The 16,972-nt window shown below is 67.5% G+C and carries 20 protein-coding genes; 5 read left to right on the plus strand and 15 right to left on the minus strand.

Features of this window, described 5'->3' with window-relative positions; genetic code table 11:
* The 5 genes from plsY to LI953_RS00630 are packed head-to-tail and all read right to left on the minus strand — an operon-like array spanning position 1 to position 4,780.
* Positions 1-597 carry a glycerol-3-phosphate 1-O-acyltransferase PlsY gene (gene plsY, locus LI953_RS00610; RefSeq protein WP_227074028.1) on the minus strand — a complete coding sequence of 199 codons (597 nt, stop codon included), beginning with the start codon at positions 595-597 and terminating at the stop codon, positions 1-3.
* Complete coding sequence (locus LI953_RS00615; RefSeq protein WP_227074029.1) at positions 594-1,865, minus strand: dihydroorotase family protein; 1,272 nt, start codon at positions 1,863-1,865, stop codon at positions 594-596. The genes plsY and LI953_RS00615 overlap by 4 nt, the downstream gene beginning before the upstream one ends.
* 4 nt (positions 1,866-1,869) lie before the next feature.
* Positions 1,870-2,787, minus strand: coding sequence for an aspartate carbamoyltransferase catalytic subunit (locus tag LI953_RS00620; RefSeq protein ID WP_227074030.1), 918 nt, complete (start codon positions 2,785-2,787; stop codon positions 1,870-1,872).
* Positions 2,788-2,835: 48 nt separating this feature from the next.
* Positions 2,836-3,591, minus strand: coding sequence for an NUDIX domain-containing protein (locus tag LI953_RS00625; protein ID WP_227074031.1), 756 nt, complete (start codon positions 3,589-3,591; stop codon positions 2,836-2,838).
* A complete protein-coding gene (locus LI953_RS00630; protein WP_227074032.1) occupies positions 3,584-4,780 on the minus strand; it encodes a multidrug effflux MFS transporter in 1,197 nt (398 codons plus the stop codon). Before LI953_RS00630 ends, LI953_RS00625 begins: the two co-directional genes overlap by 8 nt.
* Before the next feature lie 307 nt (positions 4,781-5,087).
* Here LI953_RS00630 and LI953_RS00635 point away from each other — a divergent pair, with 307 nt between their 5' ends.
* Entirely contained in the window at positions 5,088-6,194 is a 1,107-nt protein-coding gene (locus LI953_RS00635) for a methyl-accepting chemotaxis protein (protein WP_370635722.1), read from the plus strand.
* Here the strand turns inward: LI953_RS00635 and LI953_RS00640 are convergent.
* From LI953_RS00640 to LI953_RS00670, 7 genes are read right to left on the minus strand one after another with little or no spacing between them, the layout of a single operon-like run.
* Positions 6,191-6,979, minus strand: a complete 789-nt coding sequence (locus LI953_RS00640) for an MBL fold metallo-hydrolase (RefSeq protein ID WP_227074034.1) — start codon at positions 6,977-6,979, stop codon at positions 6,191-6,193. The two genes, LI953_RS00635 and LI953_RS00640, sit on opposite strands and share 4 nt — an antisense overlap.
* The gene (locus tag LI953_RS00645) at positions 6,976-7,755 is read right to left on the minus strand and encodes a TatD family hydrolase (RefSeq protein WP_227074035.1); all 780 of its coding nucleotides are present in this window, start codon (positions 7,753-7,755) and stop codon (positions 6,976-6,978) included. The genes LI953_RS00640 and LI953_RS00645 overlap by 4 nt, the downstream gene beginning before the upstream one ends.
* Positions 7,755-9,290 carry a methionine--tRNA ligase gene (metG, locus tag LI953_RS00650; protein WP_227074036.1) on the minus strand — a complete coding sequence of 512 codons (1,536 nt, stop codon included), beginning with the start codon at positions 9,288-9,290 and terminating at the stop codon, positions 7,755-7,757. Before metG ends, LI953_RS00645 begins: the two co-directional genes overlap by 1 nt.
* Positions 9,287-10,267, minus strand: coding sequence for a DNA polymerase III subunit delta' (locus LI953_RS00655; protein WP_227074037.1), 981 nt, complete (start codon positions 10,265-10,267; stop codon positions 9,287-9,289). Before LI953_RS00655 ends, metG begins: the two co-directional genes overlap by 4 nt.
* Entirely contained in the window at positions 10,267-10,893 is a 627-nt protein-coding gene (tmk, locus tag LI953_RS00660; protein ID WP_227074038.1) for a dTMP kinase, read from the minus strand. The genes LI953_RS00655 and tmk overlap by 1 nt, the downstream gene beginning before the upstream one ends.
* A complete protein-coding gene (locus tag LI953_RS00665) occupies positions 10,890-11,750 on the minus strand; it encodes an RlpA-like double-psi beta-barrel domain-containing protein (RefSeq protein WP_227074039.1) in 861 nt (286 codons plus the stop codon). Before LI953_RS00665 ends, tmk begins: the two co-directional genes overlap by 4 nt.
* Positions 11,747-12,709 carry a lytic transglycosylase domain-containing protein gene (locus LI953_RS00670; RefSeq protein ID WP_227074040.1) on the minus strand — a complete coding sequence of 321 codons (963 nt, stop codon included), beginning with the start codon at positions 12,707-12,709 and terminating at the stop codon, positions 11,747-11,749. The genes LI953_RS00665 and LI953_RS00670 overlap by 4 nt, the downstream gene beginning before the upstream one ends.
* 92 nt (positions 12,710-12,801) lie before the next feature.
* Between LI953_RS00670 and LI953_RS00675 the strand changes: the two genes are divergently transcribed.
* The gene (locus LI953_RS00675; RefSeq protein WP_227074041.1) at positions 12,802-13,257 is read left to right on the plus strand and encodes a YcgN family cysteine cluster protein; all 456 of its coding nucleotides are present in this window, start codon (positions 12,802-12,804) and stop codon (positions 13,255-13,257) included.
* On the plus strand, positions 13,254-13,961 hold the full coding sequence (locus tag LI953_RS00680) for a SprT family zinc-dependent metalloprotease (RefSeq protein ID WP_227074042.1): 708 nt from the start codon (positions 13,254-13,256) through the stop codon (positions 13,959-13,961). Before LI953_RS00675 ends, LI953_RS00680 begins: the two co-directional genes overlap by 4 nt.
* Here the strand turns inward: LI953_RS00680 and LI953_RS00685 are convergent.
* From LI953_RS00685 to LI953_RS00695, 3 genes are all read right to left on the minus strand, one after another.
* Entirely contained in the window at positions 13,958-14,992 is a 1,035-nt protein-coding gene (locus LI953_RS00685; RefSeq protein WP_227074043.1) for a YeiH family protein, read from the minus strand. The genes LI953_RS00680 and LI953_RS00685 overlap by 4 nt on opposite strands.
* 68 nt (positions 14,993-15,060) lie before the next feature.
* Positions 15,061-15,591 carry a peptide-methionine (S)-S-oxide reductase MsrA gene (gene msrA, locus LI953_RS00690; protein WP_227074044.1) on the minus strand — a complete coding sequence of 177 codons (531 nt, stop codon included), beginning with the start codon at positions 15,589-15,591 and terminating at the stop codon, positions 15,061-15,063.
* Complete coding sequence (locus tag LI953_RS00695; protein ID WP_227074045.1) at positions 15,584-16,000, minus strand: EVE domain-containing protein; 417 nt, start codon at positions 15,998-16,000, stop codon at positions 15,584-15,586. The genes msrA and LI953_RS00695 overlap by 8 nt, the downstream gene beginning before the upstream one ends.
* Before the next feature lie 66 nt (positions 16,001-16,066).
* Here LI953_RS00695 and ccmC point away from each other — a divergent pair, with 66 nt between their 5' ends.
* Positions 16,067-16,840, plus strand: coding sequence for a heme ABC transporter permease CcmC (ccmC, locus tag LI953_RS00700; RefSeq protein ID WP_227074046.1), 774 nt, complete (start codon positions 16,067-16,069; stop codon positions 16,838-16,840).
* Positions 16,840-16,971 carry a heme exporter protein CcmD gene (ccmD, locus tag LI953_RS00705; RefSeq protein ID WP_227074047.1) on the plus strand — a complete coding sequence of 44 codons (132 nt, stop codon included), beginning with the start codon at positions 16,840-16,842 and terminating at the stop codon, positions 16,969-16,971. The genes ccmC and ccmD overlap by 1 nt, the downstream gene beginning before the upstream one ends.
* The last annotated feature ends 1 nt before the right edge of the window (position 16,972 follow it).

Here is a 16,972-nt window from a genome sequence, read left to right on the forward strand (position 1 = left end):
TCAGCCAGCGGCCTTTTTCTGGCCGATGCGCGGCTCGGTGCCCGCCAGCAGCCGGGCGATGTTGCCGCGATGCGTCCAATACACCAGCGCGGCGATGAGCAGGGCGAGCAGGGCGGTTTTGGGCGCGGCGACGAACCACGCGGCCACCGGAGCCACCGCATAGGCGACCAGGGCGGAGAGCGAGGAATAACGCAGTGTAAAGGCCGTGAGCAGCCATGCGGCGCAGCACACCAGCCCGAGCGGCCAGCTCAGGCCGAAGAACACGCCAAGCCCGGTGGCCACGCCCTTGCCGCCCTTGAAACCCAGCCAGACCGGGAAGAGATGCCCCAGAAACGCCGCCAGCCCGGCCACGAACACGCCGTGATGGCCATAAGCGCCGACCCAAACCACGGCGAGCGTGCCCTTCAGCGCGTCGAGCAGCAGGGTGGTGGTCGCCAGCGCCTTATTGCCGGTGCGCAGCACATTGGTGGCGCCGATATTGCCCGAGCCGATGGCCCGGATATCGCCCAGCCCGGCGGCGCGGGTGAGCAGCAAGCCAAAGGGGATGGAGCCGAGCAGATAGGCGAAGGCGGCGATCAGCAGATAAGTGGTGATCATCCATACACCCGCTTGCCGGATTTCCAGGTGCCAAGCACCACGCCCTCCAGGGCGCGGCCATCGAAGGGCGTGTTCTGCGCCTTGCCAGGCAGCGCGCCGGCCTGCACCTGCCAGGAGCGCTCGGGATGGAACAGCACGAGATCGGCCGGGCGGCCGCGCGCGATCACCCCAGCCTCGATGCCCAGCCATGCGGCCGGACGCTTGGTGAGCAGCGCCAGGGCCTGGGGCAGGGTGAGCTGCCCCTCCTGCACCCGCGCCAGGGTGACGCCGAGCAGCGTGGCCAGCCCGGCGCCGCCCGGGGCGGCATCGGCGAAGGGCAGGCGCTTATCGTCGGGGTCGCGGGGTTGATGATCGGAGGCGATGGCGTCGATCGTGCCGTCAGCCAGGGCGGCGATCACGGCGAGGCGGTCAGTCTCGGTCCGCAGCGGCGGCGAGAGTTTGCAATAGGTGCGGTAATCGCCAATCGCGGTCTCGTTGAGGTCGAAATACGGGGGCGCGGTGTCGCAGGTCACCTTCAGCCCCTTGTCCTTGGCCGTGCGGATCAGGTCCAGCGCCTCGCCGGTGGTGACATGGGCGAAATGTACCGCGCCGCCGGTGAGTTTGGCCAGCCTGATGTCGCGCGCCACGCAGATCGCCTCGGCGGCGGCGGGGATGCCGGGCAGGCCCATCCAAGTGGCCCGCGCGCCGGCGGTGGCGGCGCCGCCACGGGCCAGCTCCGCATCCTCGGGGTGTTGCACGATGCGCATGCCGAACCCGGCCGCGTAGGCCAGGGCGAGGCGCATCATGCGCGACGAGGCGATGGCCTTGCCGCCATCGGTGAACGCCACCGCGCCGGCGGCTTTCAGCAGCCCGTATTCGGCCAACTCCTCGCCCCGCAGCCCGCGCGTGGCGGCGGCGTAGGGCAACAGTGAGACGGACCCGGTCTCTACCCCGCGCGAGATGATGAGATGCAGCAGCGCCGGATCGTCGATCGGCGGGGCCGAATCCGGCAGCACGGCGATGCTGGTGATGCCGCCCGCGGCGGCGGCCTCGGCGGCGCTGGCGATGGTCTCGCGGTATTCAAAGCCCGGCTCGCCGAGCGAGGCGCGCAGATCAACCAGCCCTGGCGCCAACACCGCGCCCTCGGCCTCGACGATGGCGGCGCCATCCGGGCGGCCGAGATTCTGCCCGAAATCGGCGATCACGCCGCCCTGGACGAGCAGATCGCCCTCGATCAGATTTTGGGCGGCTTCGTCCAAGTAACGGATTTTACGGAATAATGTGCTCATGGCGTTATCCTCGCGCCAGGGTGTCGAGCACCGCCATGCGCACGGCGACGCCCATTTCCACCTGCTCTTGAATGCGCGAGCGCGCGGCGTCGTCGGCGATGGCGCTGTCGATCTCGACGCCGCGGTTCATCGGGCCGGGGTGCATCACCAGCGCGTCCGGCTTGGCGAAGCCGAGCTTGCGCCGGTCCAGCCCGTAATAGGCGAAGAATTCGCGCGTCGAGGGCACCATGCCGCCGGTCATGCGCTCCTTCTGCAGGCGCAGCATCATCACGATATCGGCGCCTTGCAGGCCTTCCTCCATGTCGTGGAACACGCTCACGCCGGAGGTGGCAATGCCGCCGGGGATGAGGGTGGGCGGGCCGATCAGGCGGACGAAATTGCCCATCATGGTCAGCAGCAGGATGTTGGAGCGGGCGACGCGCGAATGCGCGATGTCGCCGCAAATGGCCACGGTGAGGCCGGCGATGCGGCCCTTGTTGCGGCGGATGGTCAGCGCGTCGAGCAAGGCCTGGGTGGGGTGCTCATGCGTGCCGTCGCCCGCGTTGATCACCGCGGCGCCCACTTTCTCGGCCAGCAGATGCGGCGCGCCGGAGCGGTTGTGGCGCACGACCAGCAGGTCGCAATTCATAGCGTTGAGGGTGGCGGCGGTGTCGAGCAGCGTCTCGCCCTTGGTGACCGATGAGGTGGCGACGGACATGTTCACCACATCCGCCCCCAGGCGCCGCCCGGCCAGCTCGAAGCTGGTCCGCGTGCGCGTGGAGTCCTCGAAGAACAGGTTGATGAGGGTACGCCCGCGGAGCAGATCACGCTGGGTTTTGCCCGACCGGTTGAGGAGCACGTAGCTCTCAGCCAGATCGAGCAGCGAGGTGGCGGTGACGGGGTTGAGACCCTCGATCCCGAGCAGATGTTTCAGCGATGCCATTAAAGCCCGCTTAGATCACACTCACCCGCCTCTGGGGAAGCCCCGCGATCAGAGCGGGCGAAGATCGGCCATGCGCGCCTGGGTGACGGGGTAGCCCGCGTCCTCGGGGATGCAGAGATGCGGCTCGCCGCCGATGTCACGGATTTCCGGGATGATGAGCCGGGCCGGAATGGCGGCGAGATGCGCCAGCGTGGCGGCATGGCTGGGATGCGCGGCCAGGCGCTCCAGATTGCGCAGGGTGGGGAACACCAGCGGGTAGCCGCCGCCGAGAAATTCCGCCGCGCCGCGCCAAAGCAGATGCACGGCTTCGTCCTCGTCATGCGCGGCCTCGGCCTCGCCCTCGCGCCGGGCCACGTAAAAGCGGGTGTCGAAGCGCCGCTTCACCGCATGGCCGGGGCGCCAGCGGCTGAACGGGGTAAGCAAGCCGAGGTCCAGCGCGCGGCCCGATTCGGCGAGCAGCGCGCTGAACGCCGCCCCGGTTTTCAGCGCCGCGCGCCAGGAGGCGATTTGCGCCGGGCTGGGGGCAGGGCGGATGGCGGTGGCGATGCCGGTCTCCTCCAGCGTCTCGCGGATGGCGGCGACGCGGGCCGCGCCATCTTCGGCCTCGGCCGGGGCGTTGCGGGCGAGCGCGGCGCTGGCGGCGATGGCGTGGTCGTCATCCTCCACCCGCCCGCCCGGAAACACCAGCGCCCCGGCGGCGAAGCGCATCGTCTCGGTGCGCTGGAGCATCAGGTGACGGGCCGGGCCGGGGGCGGATTCGTCGAACAGGATGAGCGTGGCGGCGGGGGCGGCGGCGTCAGACATGGGCGTGCGCCGGGCGGACCAGGAAGAAATACAGCGCATTGGTAAGCAGGCCGAAGCCGAGCATCGGCACCACCATGGCGGCCACGCCGAATCGCGTGAAGCTGGCGGCGACGATGACGCTGGCCAGCACCGCCACCGACATTTGCAGCGTGGTGAGCACCGCCGCGGCCACGCCGGCGATCTCGGGCAAAGCCTGCATCGTGCCGTGCGAGGCGTTGGGCGCGGTGAGCCCGTAGCCATAGGCGCTGAGCACGAGCAGCGCGGTCAGGTTCCAGGCGCCAGCCGTGCCGGTGGCGAGCAGCGCCACCATGCCCAGCCCCGTGGCCAGATACAGCCCCAGCCCGGCCCTGAGCGCCGCGCCATGCCCCACGCCGAGGCGCGAGAGCATTGGGTTGCTGAGCGCGCCGAGCATGATGCCCGCCGAGGCAGCGGCGAAGACCAGCCCATAAACCCGCGCCGACAGCCCGTAATGCCCGATGAACACCAAAGACGAGCCGGAAATGAAGGAGAATTGTACCCCGAAGCTGACGCCGAACACCAGCGCGTAGCCCAGCGCCGCGCGGTGGCTGAACAGCAGCCCGTAGCCATGCAGCACCTGGCCGAACAGGCTGCCCTGGCGGTTGGGGGATTTATGCGTCTCCTCCAGCCCCAGCCAGATGGCCGCCAGCAGCACCAGCCCGCCCAGCGCCAGCGTGGCGTAAATGCTGCGCCAGCCGGCGATGAGCAGAAACGCGCCGATGCTGGGCGCGATCATCGGGGCCACGCCCATCACGGTTTGTATCTGCGAAAGCTTGGCGCGTCCGGCGGCGCCCTCGAAGCAATCGCGCACCAGGGCGAAGGCGAGGGCTGTGCCGCCACCAGCGCCGGCGCCCTCGATAAAGCGCGCGGTGAGCAGCCCCATGATGGAGGGGGCGGCGGAGGCGGCGAGGCTACCCAGGGTGAACAGCGCCAACGCCACGGCCAGCACCGGGCGGCGGCCGAAACGGTCGGAAAGCGGACCATAAACCACCGGCGTGGTGGCGAACCCGGCCATGAACAGGCTGAGGGTGAGGCCTGTCATGCCGGGGGCGGTGTTCAGGCTGGTCCCGATCTCGCGCAGGGCGGGCAAGGCCATGTCGATGGAAAACGGCGGCAGCGCCGCCAGCGCGGCGAGAAAAATAAGGAAGATCAGGCTATGCGGATTTTTCACACGGACGCTCCCGGCTATGGTTTTGCCCGCATGGCGGACCTTGGCGCAAGAATAGGGGGAACGGCGCGATTGTCGAGGTTCGCCAAAATATTCGGGATTTTTTAGGGCGGCCATAAAACGCAGAATCAATATTATGGAAAGTAAGAATGGCGGTAGCCGCGCATTAAGCAGATGGAAACACGGCCACCCGCATATTGCGAGTGCTTTTGAGCTATACAGATGGAGTGTTGCCGTGGAGCTCGTGCTGACGCCTGATCGCGGCCGCCGCCATAATGCAGTGCCTGGTGCATCAGCGCCCGCGAGCACGATGCAGCGCGTGAAAAGCATGGTCACCGGGCTGGAGCGGCGGTTTCAGGAAATCGCGGCGATCGCCGATGTCATCAACCATGTCGCGAAACACACCAAGCTGCTCTCCTTCAACGCCACCATCGAGGCCGCGCGGGCTGGCGAGGCCGGGCGCGGCTTTTCGGTGGTGGCTTCGGAGGTACGGACCCTGGCCGAGCGCACCGCCAGCGCCACGGCCGATATCAACGCCATCCTGCCCCAGGTGAAACGCGAGATCGCCGACGCAGTGCAGGGCGTGGAGCAGGAGGAGGCCGAGGCGCTGATGCAGAGCGCCATCCGCCTCGCCGGGCTGGAGGCGGCGCGGGTCGAGGCGTGGTTCCGGCAGATCGCCACCACGCTGCAAGCGCTAAAACACACTCTGCTCGGGCAGAGCAAAGTGCCCGGCGCCCTCACCCGCGAGGGGTTCGACGCCGTGATGGCGGAATTCCTGGTGCATAATCCGGGGCTGCTCGCGCTCTCCTGCTGCGTGGAGCCCAACGCCTTTGACGGGCGCGACGCCGAATTCGCGAACACCGAATACACCGACGCCACGGGCCGCTACATCCCCTATTGGAACCGTGGCAGCGGGCGGATCATCTGCGAGCCGCTGCAGGGCTACGACACGCCCGGCCAGAATGATTATTACGAATTGCCGCGCCGGGCCGGGAATGACGTGATGATGGAGCCCTATGACTACCCGGTGGCGGGACGGATCATGCGGATCACCTCGCTGATGTCGCCGTTCAATCTGCGCGGGCGATTTGCGGGCGTGTTCGGGGCCGATTTCGCGCTGGATGGCTTGCAGGCCGAACTCGCGGGCAACAAACCGTTCGGCACGGGCGATCTGGTGCTGCTCTCGCATGGCGGGATGTATGCCACCCACCCCGACCCGCTGCGCATCGGCCACATGGCGAACGACCTCCCCGGCCCGGCCAAACAGGCGGTGGCCGGCGGGCAGCGGCATGAATGGGTGGACGAGCAAGGGATGGCGCGCATCCTGCACCCGTTGCGCATTGGCGAGGCCGGGCAGCCCTGGGCGCTGATGCTGGTCTTCGACATCGCCGGCACGCTCAACCGCCGGGCGCGCTAAATCTCCAGCACCATGCCGTCATAGCCCGGCTCCACACCTGATGGCAGCGTGGCGCGGAGCGTGCCGTAATCCATCTCCGGGCCGAGATGCGTGAGCACCGTGCGCCGTGGCCTCAGCCGCTCGACCCAGGAGAGCACAGTCGGCAGCCCGGCATGGGTCGGGTGGTCGTGCGAGGGCGTGAAGCAATCCACCACCAGCAGGTCCAGCCCCTCCAGCGCGGCGAAATTGCCGGGGCTGAAGCGCACTACATCGGTACAATAGGCCGCGCGGCCTAGGCGCAAGCCGAGCGAGCGGGAATAGCCGTGATCCTGGTCGAGGGGCAGGATGATTTCTCCCGCAATCTCAAATGGTTTCTTCGGCTTGATGATCTCCGGGCGCAGGATCGGGCGGGAGATAAACCCGCCCCGGTACGGCGCGAACACATAGCCAAAGCGCTGCTTCAGCTCCGCCAGCACCGGCTTGGTGGTGTAGGTGGGCATCGGCCCGCCCATGATGCGGTTGAGGATGCGCACCTCATCGATGCCCGCGACGTGGTCGGCATGAGCATGGGTGTAGATCAACGCGTTGATCCGGCCGATGCCGCAGCGCGTGAGCTGGAGCCGCAGATCCGGCGAGGTATCGACCAGAATATTTTTATTATCAGAGGTTTGGATGACGATGCTGGCGCGGGTGCGGGCGTTGCGCGGCTCGTTAGGGTCGGTCTTGCCCCAATCGCCTCGCCCGTCCGGCCCGCCAATTTGCGGCAACCCGGCTGAGCCGCCCGTGCCCAGCAGGATGAATTTCATGCCGCCTTCCGGAACAGCGTCTTGAAGTTCCGCGTGGTGAGATCAGCCAGAGCATCCGGCGCCAAGCCCTTGATTTCGGCCAGCATCGCCGCCGTATGCACGGTATAGGCAGGCTCGTTGCGCTTGCCGCGGAAGGGCGCGGGGGCGAGATAGGGCGAGTCGGTCTCGACCAGCAGGCGCTCGGGCGGCACGTCCCTGGCGATCTCGCGCAGTTCCGGCGCCTTGGGAAAGGTCAGGATGCCGGAAAACGAGATATAGCCGCCCATCTCCAGCGCCGCCTCGGCCAGGGCGCGGGTGGAGGAGAAACAATGCAGCAGGAAGCCGAATGCCCCGCCCCGCGCCTGTTCTTCCTTTAAGATCAGCGCAATATCGTCATCGGCGTCGCGCGCATGGATGCAGAGCGGCAGGCCCGTGAGCTGGGCGGCGCGGATATTGGCGCGGAAATTCTCGGCCTGAATATCCTTGGGGGCTTTGTCGTAAAAATAATCCAGCCCGGATTCACCGATGCCGATCACCTTGGGGTGCTGGGCCAGCGCGGCCAGCGCCTCGGGCGTGGTCACGGGCAGCACATCCGCCGCGTGGTTGGGATGAACCCCCACGCATGCCCAGACATTATCAAATTTTTCTGTAATGTCAATGGCTTGTTTGGATTGTTCAAAGGTGACGCCGATCGTCACCATCTCCCCTACCCCCGCCGCCACGGCGCGCGCCACCACCTCGGCGCATTCGCCGGGCTTGTTGAAATAATCGAGATGGCAATGCGTATCGACCAGCATCAGCCGGCCTCCACCACGCGCGGGAACAGCCCGGAGGGCGTGGGCAGCGGCGTGCCCTCGGCCAGTGGCGCGTCCAGCGCCGCGAGGCTGCGGTCTTCGCCCACGGCCAGATAATCGAGCAGCTTGCCCATGGCCTCGGGCATGAAGGGTTGCAGCACCACGCCCAGCACGCGCAGCACGGCGCAGAGCGTGTAAAGCACCGTGTTCATGCGCGCCGTGTCGGTCTTGCGCAGGCTCCAGGGGGCTTGGTGGTCGATATAGGCGTCGGCGGCGGCGATCACACGCCAGATCTCGTTCAGCGCCTCGTGGAAGGCGATGCGCTCCATCGCCGCCCTCACCTTTTCGGGCAGTTCATCGGCGAGCGCCAGCAGCACATGGTCGGCCTCGTGCAACTCGCCCTTGGGCGGCACCGCGCCGCCCGCGTTTTTGGCGATGAAGGAAAGCGTGCGCTGCGCCAGATTGCCGAGCCCGTTGGCGAGGTCGGCATTGATCCGCCCGATCAGGGCCTTGCGGGAGAAATCACCGTCATTGCCGAAGGGCACCTCGCGCAGCAGGAAATAGCGCACCTGATCCAGCCCGAACTCGGCCACCAGCGGGCGGACATCGATGAAATTGCCCAGCGATTTGGACATTTTCTCGCCCTCGACCGTCCACCAGCCATGGCTGAACACGCGCTGGGGCAGGTCCATGCCCGCCGCCATCAAAAAGGCCGGCCAATACACGGCGTGGAAGCGGATGATCTCCTTGCCCACCAGATGCAGGCTGGCGGGCCAGAAATGCGCGCGCGGGCCGGTCATCTCCGGGTAGCCGCAGGCGGTGAGGTAGTTTTGCAGCGCGTCCAGCCAGACATACATCACATGCCGCTCATCGCCCGGCACTGGAATGCCCCAGGAGAACGAGGTGCGGGAGATGGAGAGGTCGCGCAGCCCGGATTTGACGAAGCTGACCACCTCGTTGCGCTTGGCCTGGGGCGCGATGAAGCCCGGGTTGGCCTCGTAATGGGCCAGAAGTTTATCCTGAAAGGCACTGAGTTTAAAGAAATAACTAGGCTCGACCACCCATTTCACCTCGGCCCCGGAGGCGGTCGCCACGCGCGTGCCGTCCGGCTTCACAGTGGTTTCCTCCTCGTCGTAGAAGGCTTCGTCGCGCACCGCGTACCAGCCCTCATATTTGCCGAGATAGATGGCGCCGCTCTCTTGCAGCTTGGCCCACAGCGCCTGGGCGGATTTCTTGTGGCGCGCCTCGGTGGTGCGGATGAAATCATCATTGGAGATGTTCATCACCCGCGCCATGTCCTGAAAATCGGCGGAGACGCGATCGGTGAACTCCTGCGGGTCGATCCCGGCGGCGCGGGCGGCGGCTTCCACCTTTTGGCCGTGCTCGTCGGTGCCGGTGAGGAAGAACACGTTATGCCCCTCCAGCCGGTTCCAGCGGGCCAGCGCGTCGGCGGCGGTGGAGGTGTAGGCATGGCCCAGATGCGGCGCGCCATTCACGTAATAGATCGGCGTCGAGATGTAATAGCTTTGTTTTTTCATGACCTGTGCAACTGCGTGAGCGCCGTGACGACCGCGGCGCGTTTGTCGAGGTTGAGGCCGATCACCTCGCGCTCCAATTTGCCGAATTCCTGCCAGAGCGTGACTTCGGCGGCAAGATTGCCCCCCTGCCCGGCCCGCGCGGCCGCGCGGGTGCGCGCCGCCAGCCGCCCGCGCAGCAGGGAGAAAAAGGTCTCGAACTTGTCCGCGCCGTCCACGGTGCGGGCCACGTTATCGGCGATGGCCTGCGCGCGCGCGGCCGGCACCGGGGCGGCGAGCGCTTCGTCCACCAGTTCAGCCAGGGCGATGCCGCCCTCCGCCGCCAAGGTGAGCGCGGTGCCGACGCTGCCCTCGGCCAGCTCCACCAGGCGCTCGCGCGCGGCGAAATCCAGTTCCGGCACATAATCCTTGAGCAGCGCGTGCATCTCGGTTTCGTCCAGCGGGGCCATAGGCAGCAGCCGGCAGCGGCTGCGGATGGTGGGTAGCAGCCGCCCCGGGGCCGAGGTGGTGAGCAGCAGGATCGCGCGCGGCGGCGGCTCTTCCAGCAGTTTCAGCAGCGCGTTGGCGGCGTTGGTGTTCATGTCCTCGGCGCCGTCGATGACCACCACGCGCCAGCCGCCCTCCGCCGGGGTGAGGCGCATGAAGGCGCTGGCCTCCTGGATGGTGGCGATGACGATCTCGCTTTGCAGCTTCTCGGTCTTGGCGTTGATCCGGCGCTCGACGGTGAACAAATCGGGATGCGTGCCGGCGGCGACACGGCGGAACACCGGCGAGGTCTCAGGCAGGAACAGATCGGGGTTTTCGTCGCCGGCCAGCAGCCAGCGGGCGAAGCGGTAGGCCAGCGTCGCCTTGCCGATGCCCGGCGGCCCGGCGAGCAGCCAGCCATGATGCAGCCGGCCCGAGATGGCGGCGTGGTAGAGAGCGTTCACCGCCCCCTCATGCCCGCGCAGCAGGGCGTTGGCGCGCGGCTCGTGCGGCATCAGCGCCCAGCCCGCGCGCGGATGAGCGCGCGCAGCCGCGCCGCCAGGGCCTCGGGCGGCAAGGTGGCGTCCACCCGCACGCAGCGTTGCGGCTCGCGCGCGGCGATGTCGTCGAACCCCGCCATCACCCGCGCGGTGAAATCCTCGCCCATCTGTTCATAGCGGTCCGACGCCCCGGCGCGGGCGGTCAGCCGGGCGGCGGCGGTGGCGGCGGGGAGTTCGAGGAAGAAGCTGAGATCGGGCGGCAGGCCGATCAGCTCGATCAGCCGCTCCACGGCGGCGCGCGGCACGCCCTGGCCATAGGCCTGATAAGCCATGGTGGAATCGTAATAGCGGTCGCAGATCACGATGGCGCCGCGCGCCAGGGCGGGGCGCAGCACGGTCTCCACATGGTCGGCGCGGGCGGCGAAATGCAGCATGGTCTGCGCCAGCGGGTGCAGCGGCGTGTCGGTGGTCAGCAGCAGGGCCCGCACCGCCTCGGCCCCCTTGGTGCCGCCAGGCTCGCGCGTGGCCAAAACCTCACGCCCTTCATCCCGCAGCAGCGCGGCCAGGGCGGCGGCGGCGGTGGATTTGCCCGCTCCTTCCCCGCCCTCCAGCGTCACGAAAAACCCGGGATATTGGCTCATCTGACGATGATTTCCGGATCGGTGATCCCGGCCTGGAGCATCTGCTGCAAGGCGGCGTCGGCATCGGCCACGGTGTGGTAGGGCCCGGCATTCACTGCCCAGAGCGGCCGGTCGCCACCCGTGACCGGCACCACGCGTGTGGGCATGGCGGGTAGTTTCGCCATGGTGCGGTAGGCGTCATCCTCGCTGCCAAAGCCGGGGATTTGCACCCAGAGCGGCCCCGGCGAGGGTGGAACCTTCGTGATCGCGCCCGAAAGCGTGACGCCCTGATTCAGCTCGCCCCCGCCGCCGCTCGGGCTGAGTTGCTGCACCGCGCCGCTGGCCCCGCCCCCCGGCGCGCCGAGCGATTGCGCGGTGATCCCCGCTACCGGCGCGGCGGTGAGCTTGGGCACGGCGCCCAGTGAGCTTTGCAGCGCCATGCTGTTGGTCTGGTCCAGCTTGACCTCGACCTCGACAATGCCACCCGCGGGGAAGCCCAGCATCCGCGCCACGCGCGGGGTGACGGCGAGCACCCGGCCGGGCTGCATCGGGCCGCGGTCATTCACCCGCACCTGCATCGAAAGCCCGTTCACCAAATTGGTGACGGTGACGATGCAGGGCAGTTGCAAAACCGGCGAGGCGGCGGCTAGCGCATTGGGGTCGTAGCTCTCATTATCGGCGGTATAGGGGCCGGCATTGGAGAGCACGGTGGCGAGGCCGGTGGCGTCGTAATCGTTGTAATCCTGCGGATATTGCCACTCGCCGCCGGCCTGATAGGGCTGGCCCACGGTGAATTTGGCCCCGCCGGGCGGCGGCGGCGCGACATGCGTGCAGCTGGCGAGAATCGCGAACAGGCCGAGGACAAAGCGGTTGATCATGCGGTAAGCACCATGCGCCCAAGCGCGCCGACGGCGAGGGCGTAGAAATCGGAAGGGTTGTAGCGGCGGATGACGGAGAAATTGGCATAGACCAGGAAGGCCTGGCCGCCAGGGCCGTCGGGCAGCAGCAGCGCCGCCTGGGTGGCGCCGGGCAGCGGCATGGCGCCGGGCAGGCGCTGCACGCCAAGCGCCTGCCAGTGATCCAGCGTGCGCATCGCTTGCCGCCCGGTCTGGGCGGGGTCGATGCTCGTCGGCACCAACACCGATTCGCTGGAGGGCAGCCCCGTTTGCCACCCCGCCTTGGCCAGGTAATTGCCGATCGAGGCGAGGCTGTCGGCATCCGAGTTCCAGATATCCGGCGCACCATCGCCCGCGAAGGAGACGGCGGTGGAGAGATACACGCCGGGCATGAATTGCGGCTGGCCCATGGCCCCGGCATAGGAGCCGAGCAGCCGCCCCGCCGGCGCGTCGCGGCGCGCGACGATGCGCATCGCGTCGATCGCCTGCCCGGCGAAGAATTTGCTCTGCCGGTCCCAGGCCAGGGTAGCCAGCGCGTCGATGACATGAAAGCTGCCCTGGAAGCTGCCATAGCCCGTCTCGATGCCCCAGATGCCGACCAGGGCCTCGGCCGAGACGCCGAAGCGGCTCGTCACCGCCGCCAGCAGCGGGGCGTCGGCGGCGTGCTTGGCCTGGCCGCCCGCGATGCGCGTGGCGCTGAGCACGCGGGCCGAATAATCGGCCCAGGTCAGGGTGAATTCGGCCTGGTGCTGGTCGTGTTTCAGCACATCGGCATTCGGCGTCAGCCCCGCGGTGGTGCTATGCACGATGCCCGCCGGAATGCCTGCGGCCAGCGCCCGCGCGCGCAGCCGGGCGAGAAAAGCGGTGAAACTCTCCGCGCGCGCCGCCGGCGCGGCACAGAGCGAGAGGGACATGCCGGCAATAAAGCTGCGTCGCTGCATGGCCGGACCATGCCATGCCAAACTGCCGCGCCGCAACAGCGCGGCGGCGATATCTGCTGGCGGCGCGGCGGATGGGGCTTTATGCTGCTTGCATGGGATTTTGGCGAGAGAAGCCGCTCAGCGCGATGAGCCGCGAAGAATGGGAGTCGCTCTGCGATGGCTGCGGGCGCTGCTGCCTGCACAAGCTGCGCGATGACGACACCGGCGAGATCGAGTTCACCGATGTCGCCTGCCGGTTGCTGGATGTGCGCACCGCGCGCTGCAAGGATTACGCGAATCGCCGCCGCAAGGTGCCGGATTGCGTACAGCTCACCCCGGAAACATTGGATCAGATCGACTGGTTGCCGCCAAGCTGCGCCTACCGGCTGCTGCGCGAGGGCAAGGAACTGCCGCCCTGGCACCCGCTGCGCTCGGGCACGGCGGAGAGCGTGATCGAGGCCGGGGCCTCGGTCGCCGGGCGTTGCATCAGCGAGCGCGAGGCCGGTCCGCTGGAGCACCATCTGGTGGACTGGCCGGGCCGGATGCCGCGACGGCGGCGCAAGGCGTGAGCGCCGGGGAGCTGCCGTCCGAGCTGGTGCCGGTGCAAGGCGCACTCACCACCGTGGCGTTCCGGCGCTCGGCGCGGGCCAAGCGGATTTCGCTGCGCATCGACCTCGCCGCGGGCGGGATTCTCATCACCCTGCCGATGCGCTCCTCGCGCCGGGCTGGCTTGGCGCTGCTGGAGCAGCACCAGGGCTGGGCGGCAGAGAAGCTGGCCGCCCTGCCCCGTGCCCTGCGCCTCGCGCCGGGGGCACGGGTGCCGGTGCATGGCGAGCCGTACCTCATCGTGCATGAGCCGGGCGCGCGGGGCGGGGCATGGCTGGAGCCGGGGCGGATCGTCGTGACCGGCGACGCGGCGTTTCTGCCGCGCCGGGTGGCGGATTGCCTGAAGCAGCTCGCCCGGCGGCATCTGGCCGCGATCACGGCGGAGAAGGCCCAGGCGGCGGCGCTGAAGCCGAAGGCGGTGCGGATCAAGGACACGCGCAGCCGCTGGGGCTCCTGCGCGCCAGATGGCACGCTGGCCTTCTGCTGGCGGCTGATCTGCGCGCCGGATTTCGTGCAGGATTACGTGGTGGCGCACGAGATCGCGCATCTGCGGCACATGAATCACGGCCCGCAATTCTGGGCGCTCACCGAGCGCCTCACCCCGCACCGCGACGCCGCCGCCGACTGGCTCAACCGCAACGGCGCGGAGCTGCTGCGGATCGGTTAAGCAATCCGCAGCACCCGGATCAGCACCAGGCTGATTCCGACCAGGACCAGCAGCGAGAGGGTGACGGCAGCGGTGACGCGCGGCCCCGCCATGGCGACGCTGCGCACATCCACCCCCAGGCCGAGCGCGGCCATCGATACCGTGGTGAGCAGCGAGGCGGTGGTTTTGAGCGGGCCAAGGGCGATGGCCGGGACCAGCCCAGCCGAGCGGGCGCCGAGCAGCGCCAGGAAGGCGAGAATGAACCAGGGGAGCAGATGTTTCAGCGGCGGCAAGCCCCGCGCCGGATGGCTGTCCGCGCCCGCCATCCCGCGATCCTGCCGGGCGGCCATCAGCCCCAGCACCGCCACCACCGGCCCGAGCATGAGCACGCGCACGAGCTTCACCACGGTGCCGACCTGATTGGCCAACGCGCCGATCGGCAGCGTGGCCGCGAGCACCTGCGGCACGGCGTAAACCGTCAGCCCGGCCAGCACGCCATATTGCGTCAGGCTCAGCAGCAGTACCGGCACCAGCAGCGGTAGCAGCAGCACCGTCACCACGCCGAGCACGGCGGTGAAGGCGATGGAGGACGCGACATCCGCCGCATCGGCGCCGATGACCGGCGCGACCGCGGCAATGGCGGAATTGCCGCAAATGGAATTGCCGCACGCCACCAGCAGTGACAGGCGGGGCGGCAAGCGCAACGTGCGGCAGATGAAATAGCTGGCGAAGATGGACAACCCCACCGCCCCCACGATGCCCGCCAGCAATTGCGGCCCCAAGGCTAGCACGGTGCGCACGCTCACCGCCGCGCCGAGCAGCGCCACCGCGACTTCGAGCAGGGTCTTGGCGCTGAAACGTATCCCAGACTGCCAGAGATGGCCCGGAGTCCAGGCCGCCCGCACGGCCAGCCCCACCAAGATCGCCAGCACCAGGGCTTCAAGCCAAGTCTGGCCGAAGAGCCGGTGCTCCAGCGCCTGCAAAAAAGTGGCAAGGCCGGAGACCACGATGCAGAGAACCATACCGGGGAAGATGTTTCTGTAATGAAGCATGACGAGGACATAATTTCCCTCGCCAATAATTAAAAACAGAATATTTTAGTTAAACCAATAGACCAAATTTATGAATCAGCCTTCAGCCTGTCGCGGAAGGCCTTGCGCAGCTTGGCGATCTTGGGCGCGATCACCGCCTGGCAATAGCCGGACCACGGGTTGCGCACGAAATAATCCTCATGCTCCGGCTCGGCTGGGTAGAATTCGACCAGCGGCGCGATCTGGGTGACGATTCGTCCCCAATGCGGGGTAAATTTTTCCACCGCCGCCAGCGCCGCCGCCTGCTGCGCGGGCGAGGCGTAGAAGATGGCCGAGCGATATTGCGTGCCGATATCATTGCCCTGGCGGTTGAGCGTGGTGGGGTCGTGGATGGTGAAGAACACGTCGAGCAGGTCGGCATATGAGATCACCGCCGGGTCGTAGGCGATGCGCACCACCTCGGCATGGCCGGTGGTGCCGGAGCAGACCTGCTTATAGCTGGGGTTAGGCACATGCCCGCCCGCATAACCCGACTCGACCTTCGTCACGCCCTTCAACTCGTCATACGCGGCTTCCAGGCACCAGAAGCACCCGCCCGCCAAGACCGCTGTTTCAGTCATCCACCCCTCCCATCTCGCACAGCATCTGCCAGTGCTCGGCGCTCACCGGCCCCACCGAGAGGCGGGAGTATTTGAGCAGCGCCAGCTCCTTGAACCTGGGGTCGGCCTTGATCATCGCAAGGGTGACGGGGGTTTTCAGCGGCTTCACCGCCTTCATGTCCACGCATACCCAGTCGCCGCTCTCGGCGCTCGGGTCCGGGTAGGCCTCGCGCATCACCTCGACGATGCCGACGATCTCGCGCCCGATATTGGAGTGGTAGAAGAACGCCTTATCGCCAAGGCGCATGGCGGCGAGATGCTTCTTCGCCAGATGGTTGCGCACGCCCGTCCAGGGCTCGACGCCATTTTTCACCTGCTGCTGCCAGGAGAACGCGTCGGGTTCGGATTTCACCAGCCAATATTGGGTCATGTAAAGAATAGTAATGCAAAGCCGCGCGGCTTCAAATTTCGCGCCGCATCGCCTAATACCGATATCATGAACGAGAACGTCCTGAGCCGCGCCGTGCCCGCCAAAACCAGCGGCTGGCTGCATTATTTCGCCAATCCGGGGCGGTTCTTGCGGTTCGTGCAGCCGATCCTGCCCTGGGCGGCGGGGGTTTCGCTCATCCTCACCCTGGCCGGGCTGGTCTGGGGCTATCAATTCGCCCCGGCGGATTGGGAGCAGGGCGATGCCGCGCGCATCATGTATGTGCATGTGCCAGCCGCCTGGGTGGCGATGTCGGGCTATGCGATGCTGGCGGTGTGCTCGCTGTTCTCCATTGTCTGGCGCCATCCGCTGGCCGATATCGCGGCCGAGGAGATCGGCCCCATCGGCGCCGGGTTCACCTTTGTGTGCCTGGTCTCAGGCTCGCTCTGGGGCAAGCCGATGTGGGGCGCCTATTGGGTGTGGGATGCGCGGCTGACCTCGGTGCTGGTGCTGTTCTTCCTCTATCTCGGCCATATCGCGCTCATCCGCGCCTTCGACAACAAAACCCATGGCTACCGGGCGGCGGCGATCCTGGCGCTGGCCGGGGCGATTAATTTGCCGATCATCGTGTACTCGGTGCAGTGGTGGAACACGCTGCACCAGGGTAACACCATCTCGCTCGCGGGCGGCGCCAAGATCTACATGACCATGCTCTACCCGCTGTTGATCTCCACACTGGGTTTTTATCTCAGCTTCCTCACCATGGTTTGCGCCCGCGTCGCCGCGGCGGTGTGCGAACGCAAGACGGCCTCGGCCCTGCTGGCGGCGGCGGAGCGCGGCTGATGCAGAACACCTGGCCCTATATCAACGGCGCCTATGGCGTCACCACGATCTTCCTCGTGGCGGCGGCGTGGCTGACATTTGCGCGCTACCGCCGCGCCCTCGCCCGGCTGCGCCAGGCGGAAACGCAGTAAC

The sequence above is a fragment of the Acidocella sp. KAb 2-4 genome (assembly GCF_020567705.1).
In the GTDB taxonomy this organism is placed as follows: Bacteria; Pseudomonadota; Alphaproteobacteria; order Acetobacterales; family Acetobacteraceae; genus Acidocella.

Excerpts from the sequence above, each read along its gene's own strand:
- LI953_RS00670 (WP_227074040.1), bottom strand. The coding sequence starts at position 12,709 with ATGCAGCGACGCAGCTTTATTGCCGGCATGTCCCTCTCGCTCTGTGCC.
- LI953_RS00625 (WP_227074031.1), bottom strand. The coding sequence starts at position 3,591 with ATGTCTGACGCCGCCGCCCCCGCCGCCACGCTCATCCTGTTCGACGAA.
- metG (WP_227074036.1), bottom strand. The coding sequence starts at position 9,290 with ATGAAAAAACAAAGCTATTACATCTCGACGCCGATCTATTACGTGAAT.
- LI953_RS00640 (WP_227074034.1), bottom strand. The coding sequence starts at position 6,979 with ATGAAATTCATCCTGCTGGGCACGGGCGGCTCAGCCGGGTTGCCGCAA.
- LI953_RS00685 (WP_227074043.1), bottom strand. The coding sequence starts at position 14,992 with ATGCTTCATTACAGAAACATCTTCCCCGGTATGGTTCTCTGCATCGTG.
- LI953_RS00615 (WP_227074029.1), bottom strand. The coding sequence starts at position 1,865 with ATGAGCACATTATTCCGTAAAATCCGTTACTTGGACGAAGCCGCCCAA.
- ccmC (WP_227074046.1), top strand. The coding sequence starts at position 16,067 with ATGAACGAGAACGTCCTGAGCCGCGCCGTGCCCGCCAAAACCAGCGGC.
- plsY (WP_227074028.1), bottom strand. The coding sequence starts at position 597 with ATGATCACCACTTATCTGCTGATCGCCGCCTTCGCCTATCTGCTCGGC.
- LI953_RS00665 (WP_227074039.1), bottom strand. The coding sequence starts at position 11,750 with ATGATCAACCGCTTTGTCCTCGGCCTGTTCGCGATTCTCGCCAGCTGC.
- LI953_RS00620 (WP_227074030.1), bottom strand. The coding sequence starts at position 2,787 with ATGGCATCGCTGAAACATCTGCTCGGGATCGAGGGTCTCAACCCCGTC.
- LI953_RS00635 (WP_370635722.1), top strand. The coding sequence starts at position 5,088 with ATGCAGCGCGTGAAAAGCATGGTCACCGGGCTGGAGCGGCGGTTTCAG.
- ccmD (WP_227074047.1), top strand. The coding sequence starts at position 16,840 with ATGCAGAACACCTGGCCCTATATCAACGGCGCCTATGGCGTCACCACG.
- LI953_RS00645 (WP_227074035.1), bottom strand. The coding sequence starts at position 7,755 with ATGCTGGTCGATACGCATTGCCATCTCGATTATTTCAACAAGCCCGGC.
- LI953_RS00695 (WP_227074045.1), bottom strand. The coding sequence starts at position 16,000 with ATGACCCAATATTGGCTGGTGAAATCCGAACCCGACGCGTTCTCCTGG.
- LI953_RS00675 (WP_227074041.1), top strand. The coding sequence starts at position 12,802 with ATGGGATTTTGGCGAGAGAAGCCGCTCAGCGCGATGAGCCGCGAAGAA.
- LI953_RS00655 (WP_227074037.1), bottom strand. The coding sequence starts at position 10,267 with ATGCCGCACGAGCCGCGCGCCAACGCCCTGCTGCGCGGGCATGAGGGG.
- tmk (WP_227074038.1), bottom strand. The coding sequence starts at position 10,893 with ATGAGCCAATATCCCGGGTTTTTCGTGACGCTGGAGGGCGGGGAAGGA.
- msrA (WP_227074044.1), bottom strand. The coding sequence starts at position 15,591 with ATGACTGAAACAGCGGTCTTGGCGGGCGGGTGCTTCTGGTGCCTGGAA.